Annotated in this window: 21 protein-coding genes and 1 pseudogene; 6 read left to right on the top strand and 16 right to left on the bottom strand. The window is 38.0% G+C overall.

Annotation, left to right across the window (positions count from 1 at the left end):
* Positions 1-34: 34 nt before the first annotated feature.
* The 10 genes and pseudogenes from BSO02S_RS28590 to BSO02S_RS02425 form a co-directional block, all read right to left on the bottom strand.
* Positions 35-310: an RAxF-45 family protein gene (locus BSO02S_RS28590; protein ID WP_066061889.1), complete on the bottom strand. Its 276-nt coding sequence runs from the start codon at positions 308-310 to the stop codon at positions 35-37.
* A 69-nt stretch (positions 311-379) separates the two neighbouring features.
* A complete protein-coding gene (locus tag BSO02S_RS02470) occupies positions 380-1816 on the bottom strand; it encodes a S1C family serine protease (protein ID WP_084374857.1) in 1437 nt (478 codons plus the stop codon).
* 152 nt (positions 1817-1968) lie between these two features.
* Positions 1969-3378, bottom strand: a complete 1410-nt coding sequence (locus BSO02S_RS02465) for an ATP-binding protein (protein WP_066061886.1) — start codon at positions 3376-3378, stop codon at positions 1969-1971.
* Complete coding sequence (locus BSO02S_RS02460) at positions 3368-4069, bottom strand: response regulator transcription factor (protein WP_066061883.1); 702 nt, start codon at positions 4067-4069, stop codon at positions 3368-3370. Before BSO02S_RS02460 ends, BSO02S_RS02465 begins: the two co-directional genes overlap by 11 nt.
* 247 nt (positions 4070-4316) lie before the next feature.
* Positions 4317-5291, bottom strand: a complete 975-nt coding sequence (locus BSO02S_RS02455) for a quinone oxidoreductase family protein (protein WP_066061879.1) — start codon at positions 5289-5291, stop codon at positions 4317-4319.
* A gap of 9 nt (positions 5292-5300) precedes the next feature.
* Positions 5301-5727: pseudogene (locus BSO02S_RS02450) on the bottom strand (enoyl-CoA hydratase-related protein).
* Positions 5724-6290: a TetR/AcrR family transcriptional regulator gene (locus BSO02S_RS02440; protein ID WP_066061976.1), complete on the bottom strand. Its 567-nt coding sequence runs from the start codon at positions 6288-6290 to the stop codon at positions 5724-5726. The pseudogene BSO02S_RS02450 and the gene BSO02S_RS02440 overlap by 4 nt, the downstream one beginning before the upstream one ends.
* A 280-nt stretch (positions 6291-6570) precedes the next feature.
* Positions 6571-6765: a hypothetical protein gene (locus BSO02S_RS02435; RefSeq protein WP_066061870.1), complete on the bottom strand. Its 195-nt coding sequence runs from the start codon at positions 6763-6765 to the stop codon at positions 6571-6573.
* A 154-nt stretch (positions 6766-6919) separates the two neighbouring features.
* Positions 6920-7897 (bottom strand): alpha/beta hydrolase, encoded by a 978-nt coding sequence (locus tag BSO02S_RS02430; RefSeq protein WP_066061867.1) that lies wholly within the window; start codon positions 7895-7897, stop codon positions 6920-6922.
* Between the two features lie 12 nt (positions 7898-7909).
* Positions 7910-8455 (bottom strand): helix-turn-helix domain-containing protein, encoded by a 546-nt coding sequence (locus BSO02S_RS02425; protein ID WP_066061864.1) that lies wholly within the window; start codon positions 8453-8455, stop codon positions 7910-7912.
* A gap of 175 nt (positions 8456-8630) precedes the next feature.
* On the opposite strand from BSO02S_RS02425, the gene BSO02S_RS02420 reads away from it, so the two are divergent.
* Entirely contained in the window at positions 8631-9509 is an 879-nt protein-coding gene (locus tag BSO02S_RS02420; RefSeq protein WP_066061860.1) for a VanW family protein, read from the top strand.
* A gap of 33 nt (positions 9510-9542) precedes the next feature.
* Here the strand turns inward: BSO02S_RS02420 and BSO02S_RS02415 are convergent, their stop codons facing one another.
* From BSO02S_RS02415 to BSO02S_RS02405, 3 genes are all read right to left on the bottom strand, one after another.
* Positions 9543-9815 carry a hypothetical protein gene (locus BSO02S_RS02415; protein WP_066061857.1) on the bottom strand — a complete coding sequence of 91 codons (273 nt, stop codon included), beginning with the start codon at positions 9813-9815 and terminating at the stop codon, positions 9543-9545.
* 104 nt (positions 9816-9919) lie between these two features.
* Positions 9920-10492 (bottom strand): YkoP family protein, encoded by a 573-nt coding sequence (locus BSO02S_RS02410; protein ID WP_066061854.1) that lies wholly within the window; start codon positions 10490-10492, stop codon positions 9920-9922.
* Between the two features lie 118 nt (positions 10493-10610).
* Entirely contained in the window at positions 10611-11411 is an 801-nt protein-coding gene (locus tag BSO02S_RS02405) for a metallophosphoesterase (protein WP_066061851.1), read from the bottom strand.
* Between the two features lie 192 nt (positions 11412-11603).
* Here BSO02S_RS02405 and BSO02S_RS02400 point away from each other — a divergent pair, with 192 nt between their 5' ends.
* From BSO02S_RS02400 to BSO02S_RS02390, 3 genes are all read left to right on the top strand, one after another.
* A complete protein-coding gene (locus BSO02S_RS02400; RefSeq protein ID WP_084374855.1) occupies positions 11604-12314 on the top strand; it encodes a class I SAM-dependent methyltransferase in 711 nt (236 codons plus the stop codon).
* 200 nt (positions 12315-12514) lie between these two features.
* The gene (locus tag BSO02S_RS02395; protein WP_066061847.1) at positions 12515-12751 is read left to right on the top strand and encodes a hypothetical protein; all 237 of its coding nucleotides are present in this window, start codon (positions 12515-12517) and stop codon (positions 12749-12751) included.
* A gap of 119 nt (positions 12752-12870) precedes the next feature.
* Positions 12871-13122, top strand: coding sequence for a sigma-G-dependent sporulation-specific acid-soluble spore protein CsgA (locus BSO02S_RS02390; RefSeq protein WP_066061844.1), 252 nt, complete (start codon positions 12871-12873; stop codon positions 13120-13122).
* A gap of 254 nt (positions 13123-13376) precedes the next feature.
* On the opposite strand, the gene BSO02S_RS02385 is transcribed toward BSO02S_RS02390, so the two are convergent.
* The 3 genes from BSO02S_RS02385 to BSO02S_RS02380 form a co-directional block, all read right to left on the bottom strand.
* Entirely contained in the window at positions 13377-14246 is an 870-nt protein-coding gene (locus tag BSO02S_RS02385) for a YitT family protein (protein WP_066061970.1), read from the bottom strand.
* A 185-nt stretch (positions 14247-14431) separates the two neighbouring features.
* Positions 14432-14584: a hypothetical protein gene (locus tag BSO02S_RS27435; RefSeq protein WP_169802711.1), complete on the bottom strand. Its 153-nt coding sequence runs from the start codon at positions 14582-14584 to the stop codon at positions 14432-14434.
* A gap of 213 nt (positions 14585-14797) precedes the next feature.
* A complete protein-coding gene (locus BSO02S_RS02380) occupies positions 14798-15403 on the bottom strand; it encodes a hypothetical protein (protein WP_066061841.1) in 606 nt (201 codons plus the stop codon).
* A gap of 259 nt (positions 15404-15662) precedes the next feature.
* On the opposite strand from BSO02S_RS02380, the gene BSO02S_RS02375 reads away from it, so the two are divergent.
* Together BSO02S_RS02375 and BSO02S_RS02370 are read left to right on the top strand one after the other, a co-directional pair.
* On the top strand, positions 15663-15866 hold the full coding sequence (locus BSO02S_RS02375) for a DUF1657 domain-containing protein (RefSeq protein WP_066061838.1): 204 nt from the start codon (positions 15663-15665) through the stop codon (positions 15864-15866).
* 72 nt (positions 15867-15938) lie between these two features.
* On the top strand, positions 15939-16142 hold the full coding sequence (locus BSO02S_RS02370) for a DUF1657 domain-containing protein (RefSeq protein WP_066061835.1): 204 nt from the start codon (positions 15939-15941) through the stop codon (positions 16140-16142).
* Positions 16143-16152 lie beyond the last annotated feature (10 nt).

Raw genomic sequence — 16152 nt, 5'->3', positions numbered from 1 at the left:
CTAACTACCTATCTATAGCGGGTAAAGAGATGTGTTATCGTTCTAAATTCGCTATGCAGTTTCTGAAAAAGGGCAGACTCCTCCCTTGGAAAACCACATCATGAAAAATCGCGCGACATAAATATAGCGCTTCAAGCCATTGCACGCGAACCAAAATAGAACGTTTCATCTCTTCTCCACCTCCGTTTCCAATCAAGTTATTCCCATTGTAATTTTTTCCTCCAGTGATTGCAAGTTTATTTTTTCTGATTAATCTAAAGGTTGGCAATACAAAGCCGTGGAATGGTTGATTCATCCCACGGCTTTTCAAGTTATTTCTGCTAGTTCAAGATGGAATTTCGGGGACTTTGAATGAATTCCAATCCTAGTTCAACTCTAATTACTCCCCCTTATTAGCTGCTAATTTCCCTGTTAACGTCATGAGCTTTCCGTCACGGTAAACCTCAAATTTGATGACGTCGCCGGTCTTCACCTTGCTATATAAATACTTTCTTAATTCTGTTGAATTAGCGATCGAAGTACCATTCATTGATACAATCACATCTTTTGGCTGGAAACCAGCTTTTGCAGCAGTAGAATTTGGGTCAATGTTCATAACGAGAACACCTTTTTTCACATTGCTAGGCAGGCTTTGCCAGTACATTTGTGGAACTTGATCTAAGTCGGCCAGGCCAATACCAAGATACGGCCGCTCAATTTTTCCATTCTTAATTAATTGATTTACGATTGGAATGAAATCATTGCTCGGAATCGCAAAACCTAATCCTTCGACACCGCTTTCGGAAATTTTCAAGCTATTGATACCGATTACCTGCCCTTGTGGATTAATTAAGGCACCGCCGCTATTTCCTGGATTTATCGCCGCATCTGTCTGAATGACATTTGTGTCCCAATTACCTGCTGAGGTTGATATGGCAATGCTCCGGTTCGTTGCACTGACAATACCCTGAGTTACCGTCCTAGAAAGATCGAGCCCAAGTGGGTTCCCAATTGCATAAACCTGGTCTCCGGGACGAAGTTTCGAGGAATCCCCAAAATTCGCTGTCGAAGTCACGTATTTTGCATCAATTTTTAAGACAGCCAGATCGGTTAAAGCATCCGTCCCGACCACTTCAGCCGTTGTTTTTTCTCCATTAAATAGGGAAATCTCCAGCTTTGATGCCCCTTCGACCACATGATTATTGGTGACAATGTAGGCGATATCATTATTTTTTTGAAAAATAACCCCTGAGCCAGATCCAGCTTGCACACTTTGCTGTGAGCTAGAATTTCCCCATACATCATTATTTTGCTGCTGCTGATAATTGACAACACCTACAATAGCTTTTGAGATTTTTTCAACGGTGTCAGCAATGGAATTTGCAGATGCTAATGTTGGTTGGGCAGATACAGCCTTTACCGGCCCAGTGTCAGCAGTGTTGCTTGTCACCTGATTTTCCATATTTGGATTAAAGTTTTTTATATAGTCCGTATGTGGAAGAATAGCTAGTGTCAATACTGACCCAATCACCCCTGCAGCAAGTGTGGAGGTAAAGCCTTTTACAAATCGCTTTTTACTATTTTTTTGATCAAACTGGTTGGTTTCCCTAGTTTGTCCGGTTTCCGGAGGCATTGTTACCTCAACTGGAGCTTCGGATTCTGTTGTTTTCTCATTTTCCTGATTTTTCACGGAATCGTTAGTCTCCACTGTAAACGTAGCATCCACTGCATTCGCATTTTCTTCAGCGATTGCCACTTCTTCTCTATTTGTATTTTCAGTAAGCTCAGATGAATTGGATTGGTCTTCTTTAAATTCATTTTCATTTTTATTTTCCATCTTAATTATCTCCTTTTGAGCTTGTTTTGTCTTTCCTTTATGTCTTTACTTTAACCGACAATTATTAAGAAATTATTAACAAACTTTAAAGGCTTTGGGAAATAATAAGAAATTTATCGTAAAAATAGCCGCAGGCTCAGCCCGCAGCTTGTCTATTCTTGGTTCTTTAACACAATGACGAATTTCGTTCCTTTTCCTTCTTCACTAAAAACCTCGATGTCCCCGTTATGGAGGAGAACTAATTGCTTTACTATCGAAAGACCTAGACCAAATTCACCATATGGATTACTAGTCCTGGAAATATCGGCTTTATAGAAACGACGCCAGATGTTCTCTATCTCCTTTGGGTCGATTCCAATTCCTGTGTCTTCCACCTCAATAATCGTCGAGTTCTGCTCGGTTCTCCCGCGCAGCCAGATGGTCCCGTTAGAGGTAAATTGAATGCTATTTTTGGTAATGTTAATTAAAATTTGCACAAGGCGGTCGTAATCCGCATTTACCATTACATCAGGTGAGGAATCAACAACAATACGATTATTTTTCTCTTCTGCCTGGAGCAATAATTGTTCATGAATGATTTCGAGCACTTCCAATAGCTGAATATCTTCCCGGAATAACTGGATTTGATTCGAGCGGATTTTATCATAATCTAAGTTTTCATTTACAAGGCGGATTAGCCTTTTTGCCTCTTGACTTACTAAGTTGATCCCCCGCTCCTTATCCTCTTCAGGAATCATATCATTTTTCAAACCTTCAACTACGCCGCTAATCGTCGTTAATGGTGTCCGCATCTCATGGGAAACATCAGCAAGGAACTGCCTTCGTCTATTTTCGAGACTGTCTATTTCCTCCATCGAGACATTGATTTTATCGACCATGTGGTTAAAGTCGTTTGCCAATTCCCCGATTTCATCGAAATTGGAAGAATGAACATTTACCTGGTAATTCCCAGCGGATACAAGCGAAGTAGCTTCGCGGAGCCGTTTAATCCTGTTCACATGAATTCGCGATAAAAACCAGCTTTGTAAAAAGGAAACACCAAAAGCGATGAGAATCGTAAACAGTAAAAATTTATTGATTTGTTGAATCATAATACTCGAACCGCTAATGGGAGAAGTTAACAGTAAGCCTCCAAAAAATCTTCCATTCTCTAAGTAGGGCAGGACGACAAACGTTACCCCTTCCTGTCCAAACCTTGTATCACTTTTTACAATGAGTTTTCCTCCATGTGTGATTTTATCCCATTCTTTTGCAGACAGGTTCTTTATTGCTGGTCCATGGTTGTTCACCAAATACAGATTGCGATCACGGTCGAACATACTGAAGCTCATTTTTCTTGCCGCCAAAACATTACTGTATTGATTTAGAATCTGGTCAGATGCTATCGGGGACTCTTTCATATCTTTTAAAATGGCATCACCGTATGAGATTAGTTCCTCGGCCTTGTTCTCATAGATCAAATTTTCAACATAATGGGAAAACAACAGACTTAACAATAAAAACGCCACAATAATGATACTAATATGACTAAAAAACTGCTGGTAAATATATTTAAACTTCATCTGGTTTGAAGGAGTCATCAAACTTATAACCTACTCCCCATACGGTGTGGAAGTATGGATGCGCCGTTGTCTCAACTTTTTTCCGCAGGCGCTTAATGTGAACATCTACGGTCCGCTCGTCACCATAAAACTGATAGCCCCATACCCGTTCAAGTAATTGCTCCCTTGAGAACACTTGGCGGGGATGCTCCACCATATAGTATAGTAAATCGAACTCTTTTGGCGTTAAGTTTGTTATCGCTGTCCCGTCGACAATCACTTCTCTTGTGATTTTATTTACCTTAAAATGTTCTGTCTGCAGGAAATCTTTTCGCTCATTAGGCACCTGAGTTTGAAAACGGCGGGTAACTGCCTTAATCCTGGCCATCAATGTTAGCGGACTGAACGGCTTCGTCACATAATCATCCGCCCCCATTTCAAGTCCGAGAACCTGGTCAGACTCACTATCCTTTGCTGTTAACATAATAATCGGCACAGTAAACTGTTCCTGCCTTATTTTCCGGCAAATCGATACGCCGTCCAATCCCGGAAGCATCCAATCGATAATCAGTGCATCCCATGTCCCGCTTTTAAAGCGGTTATAGCCTTCTAAGCCGTCATTAACAAACTCACCATCAATTCCTTCTTTTGCAAAAAACATCTCAATCATCGAGCAAACACTTTTATTATCTTCAATCACTAATATTTTCAAAATATGGTCAGCTCCTAATGCAACATAAATGGTTCTATTTATTTAGTTTATCGCAATTTTTCAGCATATCAACAATATAGACCATTCTTCCCTACTAATTAATACTTTGTTCATAGTTTTTTAATATTTGGCTGTTAAATTGGCATGTTGATTTCCGCTCCAGGCGCTTCGGATAAATCTTTAATATAGTCCTAATAAATGTACCAAAAAGGGCCTTGAATGATTTTAAGACCTTGTTCCTAACAACCTATGGCACTAAAATCAGTTTCCCTTGTGTTTTCCGCGATTGCAGCAGAGTATGAACTTTTGCTGCTTCTTCTAATGGGAATACTCCGCCGATGGTGAGCTTTAATTTCCCGGCACTAAGGTAAGTAAGTAACTCTACTAAACTTGGCTGGAGCAATTCTGGTTTTTTCATAATTTGCGGCAGGAAAAAGCCAATGACGGATTGATTTCTTGCCATAAGTGAAAACGGATAGAATCTGCTTTGTTCACCGCTTGCCGCTCCAAAAATGACGAGTCGGCCAAATGTGGCCAAACATTTTACTGTTTTATTGAATACATCCCCGCCGACCATTTCAAGCGCAACATTTACGCCTCTGCCGCCGGTCGCCTCAAGAACCTGCTGTTCCCAATCAGACTCTGTATAATTGATTAGTTCGTCCGCACCCATATCACGTGCCAATGCTAGTTTTTCATCTGAACTTGCGGTCGCAATAACCTTTCCAGCACCCATCAATTTGGCAAGCTGAACAGCAATCGTCCCTACTCCGCCTGCAGCCGCATGAACCAGGACACTTTCACCCTTTTCCAAACGACCCATTGTTTTTAAAATATGGTAGGCACTTAGGCCTTGAAGCGGCAGGGCAACAGCATGATGGAAATCCAATTGTTGAGGGATTGGAATCAGCGAACGCTCATCGGCAAGTGCAAATTCAGCGTACCCCCCTGATTCAATTAGAGTGACAATTCTTGTTCCAGGCTTTACTATTGTCACTTGATCGCCCACAGCGGCGACCACCCCGGCAATTTCAGCACCCGGTATAAACGGAAGAGGTGTTTTTACGACATATTGCCCTTCCCTTCGCGCTGTATCTGCATAATTAACACCAATCGCTTTAATCTCGATTAACACTTCATGACCGCTTGGAACCGGTCTTTCAATTTCAACAAGTTTTAAAACCTCTGGTCCACCGAATTCGTTAAGCTGTACCGCTTTTATAATAATCGCCTACTTTCCTTTAAATACTGGTCTTCTTTTTTCCTTAAAGGCAGCAATGCCTTCTCTGTGGTCAGCCGTTTGTACCATTAATGTTTGGATGAGCCGTTCCTGCACAAGGATTTCCTCAAGTGAGGATGTAAATGATTGGTCAATTAATTTCTTCTGTTTTCCAAATGCCTTGCCAGGACCATGCGCTAGTTTTAAGGCCAATTTTGTCGTTTCCTCTTGAAGGTTTTCTAAAGGAATAAGATAATTAACCACACCTAACCTGGCCCATCGTTTTAACATCACCGCCAGCACTAATGGAACGGCCAGAACCAGACAAGACAATCACCTGGACATCATCATTAATCTGAGCCTCATGTAGGGCACCTTTTAAACCGATGATCATACCAGGTCTAAACGCATTTAGACTTTCGTCTCCCTTTTTCTTCAATTTACTTGAATCCCCTTTAAAATCATTTCGACAAAAATCTCTGCCACTTCTCGGTCAGAAACTTTTCCTTTTGGATTGAACCATTGGTAGCTCCAATTGGTTATGCCAAGGATTGCCATTGTAATGATGGGCGCATTTAATTCAGGTCTAAACTCACCCTTTTCAACGCCGGCCTTGATAAGACCTTCAATGTTTAGACGGAATTGATCCCGCTTTGGAATAATTAGTGCAAGGCGCTCTGCACTTAAATTTTTCATTTCTCGAAAGAAAATTTTCGCTGCTGCTCCTTGGGTGGTAATATTGGTAATCAACATATTAACAATCTCGAACAACTTTTCTTTACAACACTTCGCCGTATCTTTTAATATTTGTTCTTGGTGAACAAGCAATTCATCTATATAACCTAAGTGGATATCCATGAGCAACTCTTCTTTACTTGAAAAATAATAGTAGAATGTACCCTTTGTCACACCAAGAGAATCAACGATGTCCTGAATCGATGTTTCGCTAAATCCCTTTTTTTCAAATAAACGAATGCTTTGTCCTGTAATTTTTTCCTTCACCATTATGTCCCCGCAATCTGTAAAAATGTCTAGTGAAAATTATAGCGGCACAAGAATCATTGATTGTTATTCATGACGGTTAGCATTTGGATTCGTTTTTCCCATAAAAATCGCAATTTTTTTCTTGCAATTCTTTCACTCTTTCTGAATATGAAAAATCCAACACATCCACTCCTCTTCTCTTTCATACTAACCAGTTGGTATGTTATATGTACAATTATACTCCCCAAAATTAAATATTCAAATAATTTTCTAAATATTCGAATAAGTTAATTTCTTATTAATATCTTTTAAAGGATTTCTTCTGCTTATTCATTACTTCATACGACTTCTCGATAATATCCGTTAAGACATCCCCTTTATAGATTCTGCCAAGTTTAATCCCTTGTTGATAATATTCGACAATTTCATCAAGCATCGCAGAGGTTTCCTTTGTGATTCTAACATTTAATTGGATTCTTTCATTTTCAGTCATCTGAGCACTCCTATTCATCCACTAGCAGACTGCTAGCAATTATCTACTTCATTGTTATTCATTGCTACTATACTATATTTCTACAAAGTTTTCATTAACTTCAAAAAAAATTGACCATCCTATTGATAGCCAACATTCGAATTAAATATTTTCTTTAAATGACAACTGTCTGGTCTGAGGAAATGTCTGCAAAGCGACTTTGAAGCCAATTTTCGAGTAGCTTTTCTAATTCTGGGTGCAGTGGCAAATTTCCTTCCGCGACAATATCTTTTTTCATTGTGAACATTGTCGAGGTATAGGTAATAAATTTACAAGAATGCCCCATATTTTCGACAATATTAAATTGTACATCTCCTTTGACATACTGCGGCAAATCTTTAAGTACCGCAGGATTTGCTTGAAGATCCCTTGCCCCAGTAATCGCAAGGATCGGGCAGGTTACTTTGGCTAAATCCGCTCTCACATCGTAAGCAAAATGCTCGCGCATCCATTTCGCATTTGTTTTAACGAAACTGACTTTGATCACATCCTTTGTTGAGCTGTTAACCTTATCAATAAATTTTTGTGCTTGTTTTTCTACTTTGTTCTGTACCCCTAATAAGCGAAGGTAAAATCCCAGAAAGCCCTTGGCATTGATAATATCTTCTGTTGCAAGATCCCTTTGCCGCTTTAAGGCTTCACTTAACCTTTCGCCTGCTCCTGAAAGCAAGATTAATCCCCCAAGCTCCTCCCTTGCCGCAACCGCGGCCCCAATGGTAGCTCCTTCACTATGACCTAAAACGATTACCTTTTCAGAGTCCACTTCTGGTAGGTTTTTTAAAAAGTGGACGGCCGCTTGGGCATCATCGACTAAATCCCAAACCCCAGTTGTTAAATAATCCCCTTCACTTTCTGCCACACCACGCTTATCATACCTGAGATTAATAAAACCAATTGAGGTTAGATATTCAGCTAATTGACGATATAGCTTTACATCAAGCTTTTTATTTACCTTTCCATTTCGGTCTAATTTCCCCGACCCTGAAATGATTAGAATCGCCGGGCCTTTTTCAGCCCGAACCTCAGGCATAGATAAAGTCCCCTTAAGAGCTACTTGGCTTTGAATCGTTACTTCTTTCTCCCTTAATCCCATCTTTAATTCCCCCTATTGTTCTTTCTTATGATCAGGAATAATGATCGTGGCAATTGTCCTTCTTCGCCTGCCCTTTTGCTGCTTGTTTTGGGTAAACCTTGCAAAAACAGCAGTCAATTCCTTGAAAAATTCTTTAGATTCTTCTTCGCTTAAATACATCGATGTTTGCCGAAAAGCTACCCCATCTCTGACTAAATCAATGTTATCTTGATCTAGATACCTTTCGTATTCACCCATTAAATTGGCCATGAATTTAATAAATAAACCCATATGCTCATCCGGTGAAAGCAAATTTAATTCTTCAGGCCCAATGGATGCCTTCCTCGGATTATGGATGGAATACACTTTTTCAACAGTGCCCCGGTTTGGTATCTCATCAACAATATGAATGACTTCTGCTTCCACTAGTTTTTTAATATGACGGTACAAGGATGCTTGTGGGATATCAGGAAGTAATTCTTTAAGTTGCTGGGCTGTAAATTGTTGGTTGATTAAATACTGAATAATTCTCATTCGAACAGGGTGCAAGATCACGTCAACAGTAGATTCTTTCATCATTAACAAAGGCTCCTATTTTTTATTATCATTATCAATAATGATAATATTATAACTTTTGATTTTTGTAAAGATAAAATTGGAAATTTATACAAACTTTTTCTTCCCCTTTTTTATTCCAATGGTTACATGAAATGGCGTGCTTCTACCAATATTATAATGAGAAGGGAGACGGGATATGATTTTATCTTTTGTATTCGGATTGTTATTAATGACCACTCAACAAGTTAATACTCAAGATCATTTAGAAATTACGAAGGATGGCCATACCGTTACGAACATTAATCGGTTGGATTTTTCCTTTCCCTATACTGATTTACCGATAATTGATTCGAATAAATACAATCAATTTTTGGACAAATTAGACAAGCAATTTTCGGTAGAACCTAAAAATGCCAGCTTTGATCAGCACGGACAGATTATCGCTGAACAGGCTGGTTACCGAATCCATCGCCAGTCCTTTACGGAACAATATTATGCCTATTATTTTTCTCAGCAACAATCCAAATTGGAAATTCCGATGCTTTCCGTTTATCCTAAGGTGGATAGTGAATTACTTGGTGCTATTCGAAGCATAAGAATCGGACGCTATGTTACTACTTTTAATTCGCACAATAAAAAACGCTCCACCAATATTCAACTCGCAGCAGAGGCGATTAACAATTATGTTGTATTTCCAGGTGAAGGGTTTTCTTTTAACAAAGTAGTTGGTAAACGAACCACTGCGAAAGGTTATTTACGTGCTCCGGTTATTGTTAAAGGGGAGTTTTCTGAAGACATTGGCGGAGGAATTTGCCAGGTTTCATCTACTCTTTATAACGCAGTTGATAATGCTGGGCTAAAGATTGTCCAGCGGTTTTCTCATAGCAGGAAGGTTCCTTATATTCCACCTGGCCGTGACGCCACTGTAAGCTGGTATGGACCTGATTTTGAATTCAAAAATATGTATAACCAGCCAGTTTTAATCCAAGCTAAAACGCTGGGTAATTTGTTAATTATAAAGGTTTATTCATCGGACAGTATCGAATACATACCGAGAAAAATTCCCTCCTTTTGAAAAATAGTCCGCAAGAATATTGCGGACTTTTTCTTAGCGTTTATTTTTCAACGCACTTGATAAAAGTTCCTCAGAAAACTCAGTCAAAGCGGCGTTATCCATTAGATTAAGGTTTGCTTTTTGTGAAAAGTTTTTTACCACGTTTTGAAAAGGAAGTGCAAAATCTTTACGCTTTCCTCTTGTTACACCAAAAACAGCGGCACCTAATCCGATGCCTAAGAGAGATGCAGATGCCCACATTGTCCCTCTTCTTTTCCGTTTTTTTGCGGACAAATTGAAAAACGGTTGAATGTTTATTTTTCGCATGGATAGCACTCCTTCAAATTGTAATGGAAAGGGATATGACCCTTCCATTCCCTTAATTTGCGCGTAATCAATAAGAATATTAGATGGAAACCCTTCATAATTTGTTATTTTCTGGAGGGCTCCCGTCCATATTTATCATAAAGCTTTTCTTTAGATAAGAATAAATAAGTAAGGCTATTTTTCCTAAAGTTTGTAAAGGATGAGCTTGAAAGAAGCGATATCGGCATCTGTCCAAGTTTTTTAAAAGAACAATACCATCGATTGGAGGGAGAAAAACATTCGAAACCTAACGATTTTGCGCCCTTATTTACGGTAGTGATGCCAATGATTCCCTTTACTTTGCCTTCATCCGGGTGGCTTTTCAAATAGTCAGCCAATGCAGGCATTGACCTTAAAACTAACTTATAAATGAGTCTTCCCCGATTTGTATCATTTTTGACCTTCACATACTCACTCAATAATCGGACATTGTGTAAATGAATTTTCAAAAGGAAATCATTCCTATCAATAGTAGTACCATCGGAAAGAATAAAATTTTTCCCCTTATATTTTGTAATTCGCACTCGAAAAACGGAACGGCTTTTGGGGTCATCGTTTACGTAATGCAAACGTGAACACAAATAAAATAAAGGATCAATTAGCCTCCATAACCATAAAATTGTTAGGCGCAAATTCATTCATCTACACTCCCTTCACGGCCCTCATCCATAGGATGATAAAGATGTTCCGTTTATAGTATGGTAATGTAAGGATATGAAAGAAAATTAAAAAAAAGCCAGGGATTTTAGTCCGGCTTTAAGAAATTTGGTGAAATGTGATTTCTGGTCGACTTCCGATTCGAATATTTACGCCTGTTTGGCCAAGACCTTCACTAATATAAAAGGGCTTGCCGTTATGATAATGTAATCCTTTAATAATATTCATCCGAACGAGCTTCCCCATCTTCAGCAAATGGTATGGTTTTGGCCAATTAATTTGCCCGCCATGAAAATGACCCGATAAAAGATAATCAAACGAATAGTTTTCCATTTGAAGAACAATGTTTGGATCATGCGTCAGCACGAGGTTATAACCCTTAGGCAAGTTTTGATAAGATGCTTCAACATTGCTGTGGCCTGAATGGTTATCATCAATACCGATAATATTAAGTATATCGCCATTCACATTAAGGGTTACATGTTGGTTTTGAAGGGTGACGCAGCCGTTTTCCTCTAATGTTTGTTGCAAGTGAATAAAATTTTCGCCTTTTAGGTAATAATCATGATTGCCAAAAACAGCATAGATGCCTAACCTAGGATTCATTTGATTTAGGACTTTTAAATACGGAATCAATTTTGGAATGCTCTTTTTTCGGTCCAAAAAATCCCCCGTTAAAGCAATTATATCAATGTGCTGTTTGGAAATAGTCTGATACAGTTCCTCTGGTGTAATCGAAATATTCTCAAGATGAATATCTGAAAGATGAAGAATATTTAAATCAAGATCTGTTAATTTCGAGTGTGACACGTTGATGGTATTAATGGCTACTTTCTTGGTATTCTTATGAGCTTGATAAAAAACCACAAGCAGAAAGATTATTCCTGTTAAATATAGCATATAATCCCCTCCCCCATCTAAGTATAGTAGGCAAAGGAGATTCATCATAGTGGTAGTTGATGGGAGATTCTTTTCTAATCTTGTTTACATAATATAATTATGGACCTCGGATAATTAAGGGCACTTATAGAAAAAAAGAACCTCTCTCCCCTTCTTATCATACAATGCAAAAAAGATAATGAGGTGGTGTCTATGGGAAGCCCAACTTATTTTGATTTCTTGGCTAAGTTTGGTATTGGCGGAGCCCATCCCGGTGGAATCCTATTAACAAAAGACATTCTGACAGGAGAAAAAATTACAAGCAAATCCAAGATTTTGGATGCAGGCTGCGGCACTGGTCAAACTGCAGCTTATTTAAGCCAGCAGTATAATGCGAATGTAACCTGTTTGGAGATTAATCCGATTATGATTGAAAAAGCAAGGGAACGATTTAAGAAACTAAAACTCCCTATTCAGTTACTTCAGGGGTCCATTGAAAAGCTTCCATTCGAAAACAATACTTTTGACTATATTTTGTCCGAATCTGTTTTAGCTTTTGTTAACAAACCAAAAGCACTAAAGGAATTCTACAGAGTGTTAAAAAAAGGCGGCCGCCTTATTGCAAATGAAATGACGATTAACACGAGGCTTAGTCTAAAAGAAGAAACTGAAATTATGAAATTTTACGCGGTTGATTCCTTATTATTAGAGGGCGATTGGAACAGATTATTAGCGGATACAGAATTTCAAAATATAGAGCTGCAAATTCAGAAACAATCCCTTGATCATGGTAATCACGCACAGGAGTTTAACTTTTCAAGTAACTTTGAGCCAGAGCTTTTTCATATTTTGAATGAACATGGGAATATTGTCCTTAAGTATCAGAATATTTTAAGCTACCGAATTATTACATGCACAAAATAATAATCTATTTAAGGCCCCTTATTCCTTAATCGAATAAAATGGGGCCTTTCTCAATAAAAAAACACTGGTTGTTAACCCCAAAACGATGACCATTATCCAGATTTCAAAAAAAAAAGGACAAGATATAGTACTTTTGCCTTTGCAACTAATGTCTCCCTTACATATTTTATAGCAAGTACAGGCAAAAGGAGGAATATCGAGTGAATCTAAATTATGAACAAGCACGTGACCTAGAAGGAAAAGTCATTAAGGTTCAAAATAATGAAGGCAAATGGGTAATGGCGCGAGTTGTCAAGGTAAGAAAAGAAGGCCTTGAGATGGAAGAAGTAGATTCTTCTGTATCTAACGAGGGTTTCGGATACGGTTTCTGGGGTCGTAGACCGTTTATTAGACCATTTTTTGTCCCATTTGTTGCTTTTCCGTTCTTCTTTTGGTGAGGCAAGTATGTTTTTCATACTTGCTTTTTTTTTTGCCTAAAATTCCTTCCTGGCCTATCTAGATGAATATTATTAAGCTTTCGTCGAAAAATAAATGCTGAAAGGTTAGGTGAAAAAAGATGGATAAAACATTAGGATACCTTAGGGAAATTTTATCAAATTATACAGACGAGCACTCGGTGGGCAGGCATATATACCGGAAGATTTCAAAAGGGACCTTTACTTCCGAAGAATCCTTTATTCGAGATTTAAACCAAGAAGAAATTAACTTTTTAAATCACATGCTTCCTAGAGAAATTAACTACGCGAAAGAGGAACAAGACGAAAAAAGGGCACATGAACTTAATGAAGTATATGAACTATTGGTTTAAAAGAATGAAAAAGATGACAGAATTATCTGCCATCTTTTTCGGAAATATCTTATCTTTCGGAAAACTATTTCCTAGGTAAGCGCAAAGTACGACAAAACATCTTTCAAATGAATGCGTCTTTCCCTTATTAAACGACATAAAATGTGCAATATTTACAAAAATATCAATGACCTTTTCGTAAATCAACCCAATATCGACAAATACTTATTTTCGCTTTTATTTCATTCGAAAGAATTTCTGCAGGTTTTCCGACTTTAATGAATGTCTTTTTTCTTAAATCTCCCACCGCGAACTTCAGCAATATCTGCAACGGCCAAAAAGGCACTGTCGTCATTTTCGGTAACGATTTCCTTCAATTTTGCTTCTTCAAGACGATTGATGACGCAAAAAATAACCTTTTTATCATCACCTGAATAGGCACCTTCTCCGTTGATATATGTGACACCACGGCCGAGGCGATTCATAATGGCATCACCTATTTGTCTCGCATTGTCACTAATTATCCAAACAGATTTGGATTCATCTAGGCCGGTTATAGTGATATCAATCGTTTTGTAAGCAACAAAATAAGCAATAAGCGAATACATCGCCCGATCCCATGTAAACACAAACCCTGCACACCCAAGAATAAAGAGATTAAAGAACATGATAATTTCGCCAACCGAAAAAGGAAGTTTGTTATTAAAGAGAATGGCGAGTATTTCGGTACCGTCTAATGACCCACCGTACCTAATGACCATACCAACTCCAATACCTAGTACGATTCCACCGAAAACGGTCGCGAGAAGAATATCTTGGGTAAACGCCGGTACTGGATGAAGTAAAGTAGTTCCGATCGAAAGAACGATTATTCCATAAAGAGTGGAGAATGCGAAGGTTTTACCAATTTGTTTGTAGCCAATAAAGATAAAAGGAATATTAAAGATAAAAAGGAATATTCCTAATTTCCAGCCTGTAAGATAGGAAAGCATGATGGAAATTCCAGTGATTCCACCATCAATAACATTATTGGGAACAAGGAATATCTCAAGCCCCACTGCCATCAAGGCGGCCCCAATTGTTATTAATACTATTCGTTGAAAAATCTTTCTTTTCGTCAATCTTCGATGCTGAATCTTCGCCATAATTTCTTCCTGCTGTTGAATTAAATTGATTTCTTGCGTTCCTGACATTATCTTGCCCCTTTCAAAAAGTTTTCTAATTATAGTATATCGAATCTTGGCGCCTATTTATATTTATATGCTCTTATTCCTCTAACAACTTCTTTGCAAAATGAAAACTGCCTATGTTTTCAGGCAGTCTTATAACCCTAGCTAGGGTCAACCTCATCGAAGGAGAGTGTTGTGACACTCGTATACTCCCCTCTCTCTACTTCCTTTTCTGAAGCACTTTGTTCTAATTCTTCCTGGTCATCCAGACCGGGTGCAAGTGTTGGTTCTTTTTTCTTATTGTTTTTACCCATGGTGTCAACTCCTTTCCAAAAATTATTTTTCCAAAAACATTGGTTAATATACAAAGCCTATTCATCCATACCATGCTATTTTTTGAATTCATCAAAAAATATGATAATATTATGAATACTTGGGATCATTTGTATTTTAAAAATAGGGATTGTTTGGGCGAACTGTATTATGGAATAGGGAAAAGGTCTTCCAGCTAAAGGGAAGACCTACCGTTAATCAACAATTGGATTTTTATAATTATCTTTCATGGGAATATTGTTTTCTTTAAGTTTTTCCTCAAGCTGCCATTTATGTTCAGACAGCTTATCATTGAAGGGAATCGTTACTTTCCCGCTGTCACCTATCTCAAAGTTGTATTGAAGTAATGAAGTTGTGCCCTGGTGGTTTCTGTAGACTTTCTGGGCCTTGGTGATTTCTTCCCATTTATACTCCGTTTCCTTTAAGCCCATTAAAGAATTATAGTGGATGCCATCCTCATCCAAATAATAATAATTGGTTAGGCTAAAGATAAAAGCAGGGATACTAGCAATTATTAGAATACCTGTTATCCATTTAAACCTTGGCCCTTCCCAGCGCTCCCTAAAAATTAAATAGATAGTCAGTATTACCGCAATAAAAAGCATGCCACCCATAAAAGTTATATACGCCGAAAATGGTGTTGAAAAAAACCATTGTGCACGTGAAAAATAAAACGTGCTCTGATAGGATGCAATTACGACAAATGGTACAAACAGACTGCTCAGGTACAAAACGATTGTATAGACAACTAACATTACATGATTTTCTTCTGCCGATTCTTTTCTCTTAACTAAAATCAAAATGGTTCCCCCCTTTTTCCTCTATGTATTTTTTCCTTTACTCTTTCTAAATTTTACCTTATAAATACCAATTACTGAAACATTTGACGTAATTTCTCCAAAAAAGTTTCTTAAACAATTAGAATAGTCAAAAAGGCATGTATTAAAATTACTGGAAAAAAGTTTCAGACAAAATAGATGGATAATCATACATAAGCAACTGAATTATCCACATACTATTTTTGTAATTTCATTCTTAAAACGAAAGTAGGAATTTTTAATGACAGTAGGAACACAGGTAAAACAAGCAGTAGCCGGATTAAAAAGTGCTCAAGCAAGCTTTGAAGGTTTTGCACTAGCCACAGATAACCAAAATGCTAAAACGCTTTATCAACAAGCAGCCCAACAAACTCAATCTGTTCTTGATAGCCTTGAACCTCGCCTCCAAGAAATTTTAGCCGAAGAACCGCAATACAATCAATAAAGCAATTATAGGTTGGCGATTCTGCCAACCCCTTTTTCATTTTAGAAAAAAAAGCGGAAAGGAAGTATTCGTGTGACAATCGCTTCAAACGTCAAGCAATGTCTATCATCAATTAAAGGAATCGAAGCACAGCTCGCTTCCCTTGCGTTAAATTCACTCGATAAGGAATCAAAAGTTATTTTCCATGAAACAATGTTAACAATAGAAGATGTAAAAAAAGATCTTCAATACCGAGTTTTAGAACTTGAACGACAAGAACCACAATTTAAAGCTTGATTATATTTTG

It is taken from the genome of Neobacillus soli NBRC 102451, assembly GCF_001591665.1.
GTDB lineage: Bacteria > Bacillota > Bacilli > Bacillales > Cytobacillaceae > Neobacillus > Neobacillus soli.
Note: the sequence above shows the minus strand (reverse complement) of the source record. Positions and strands in the feature narration are given on the sequence as shown.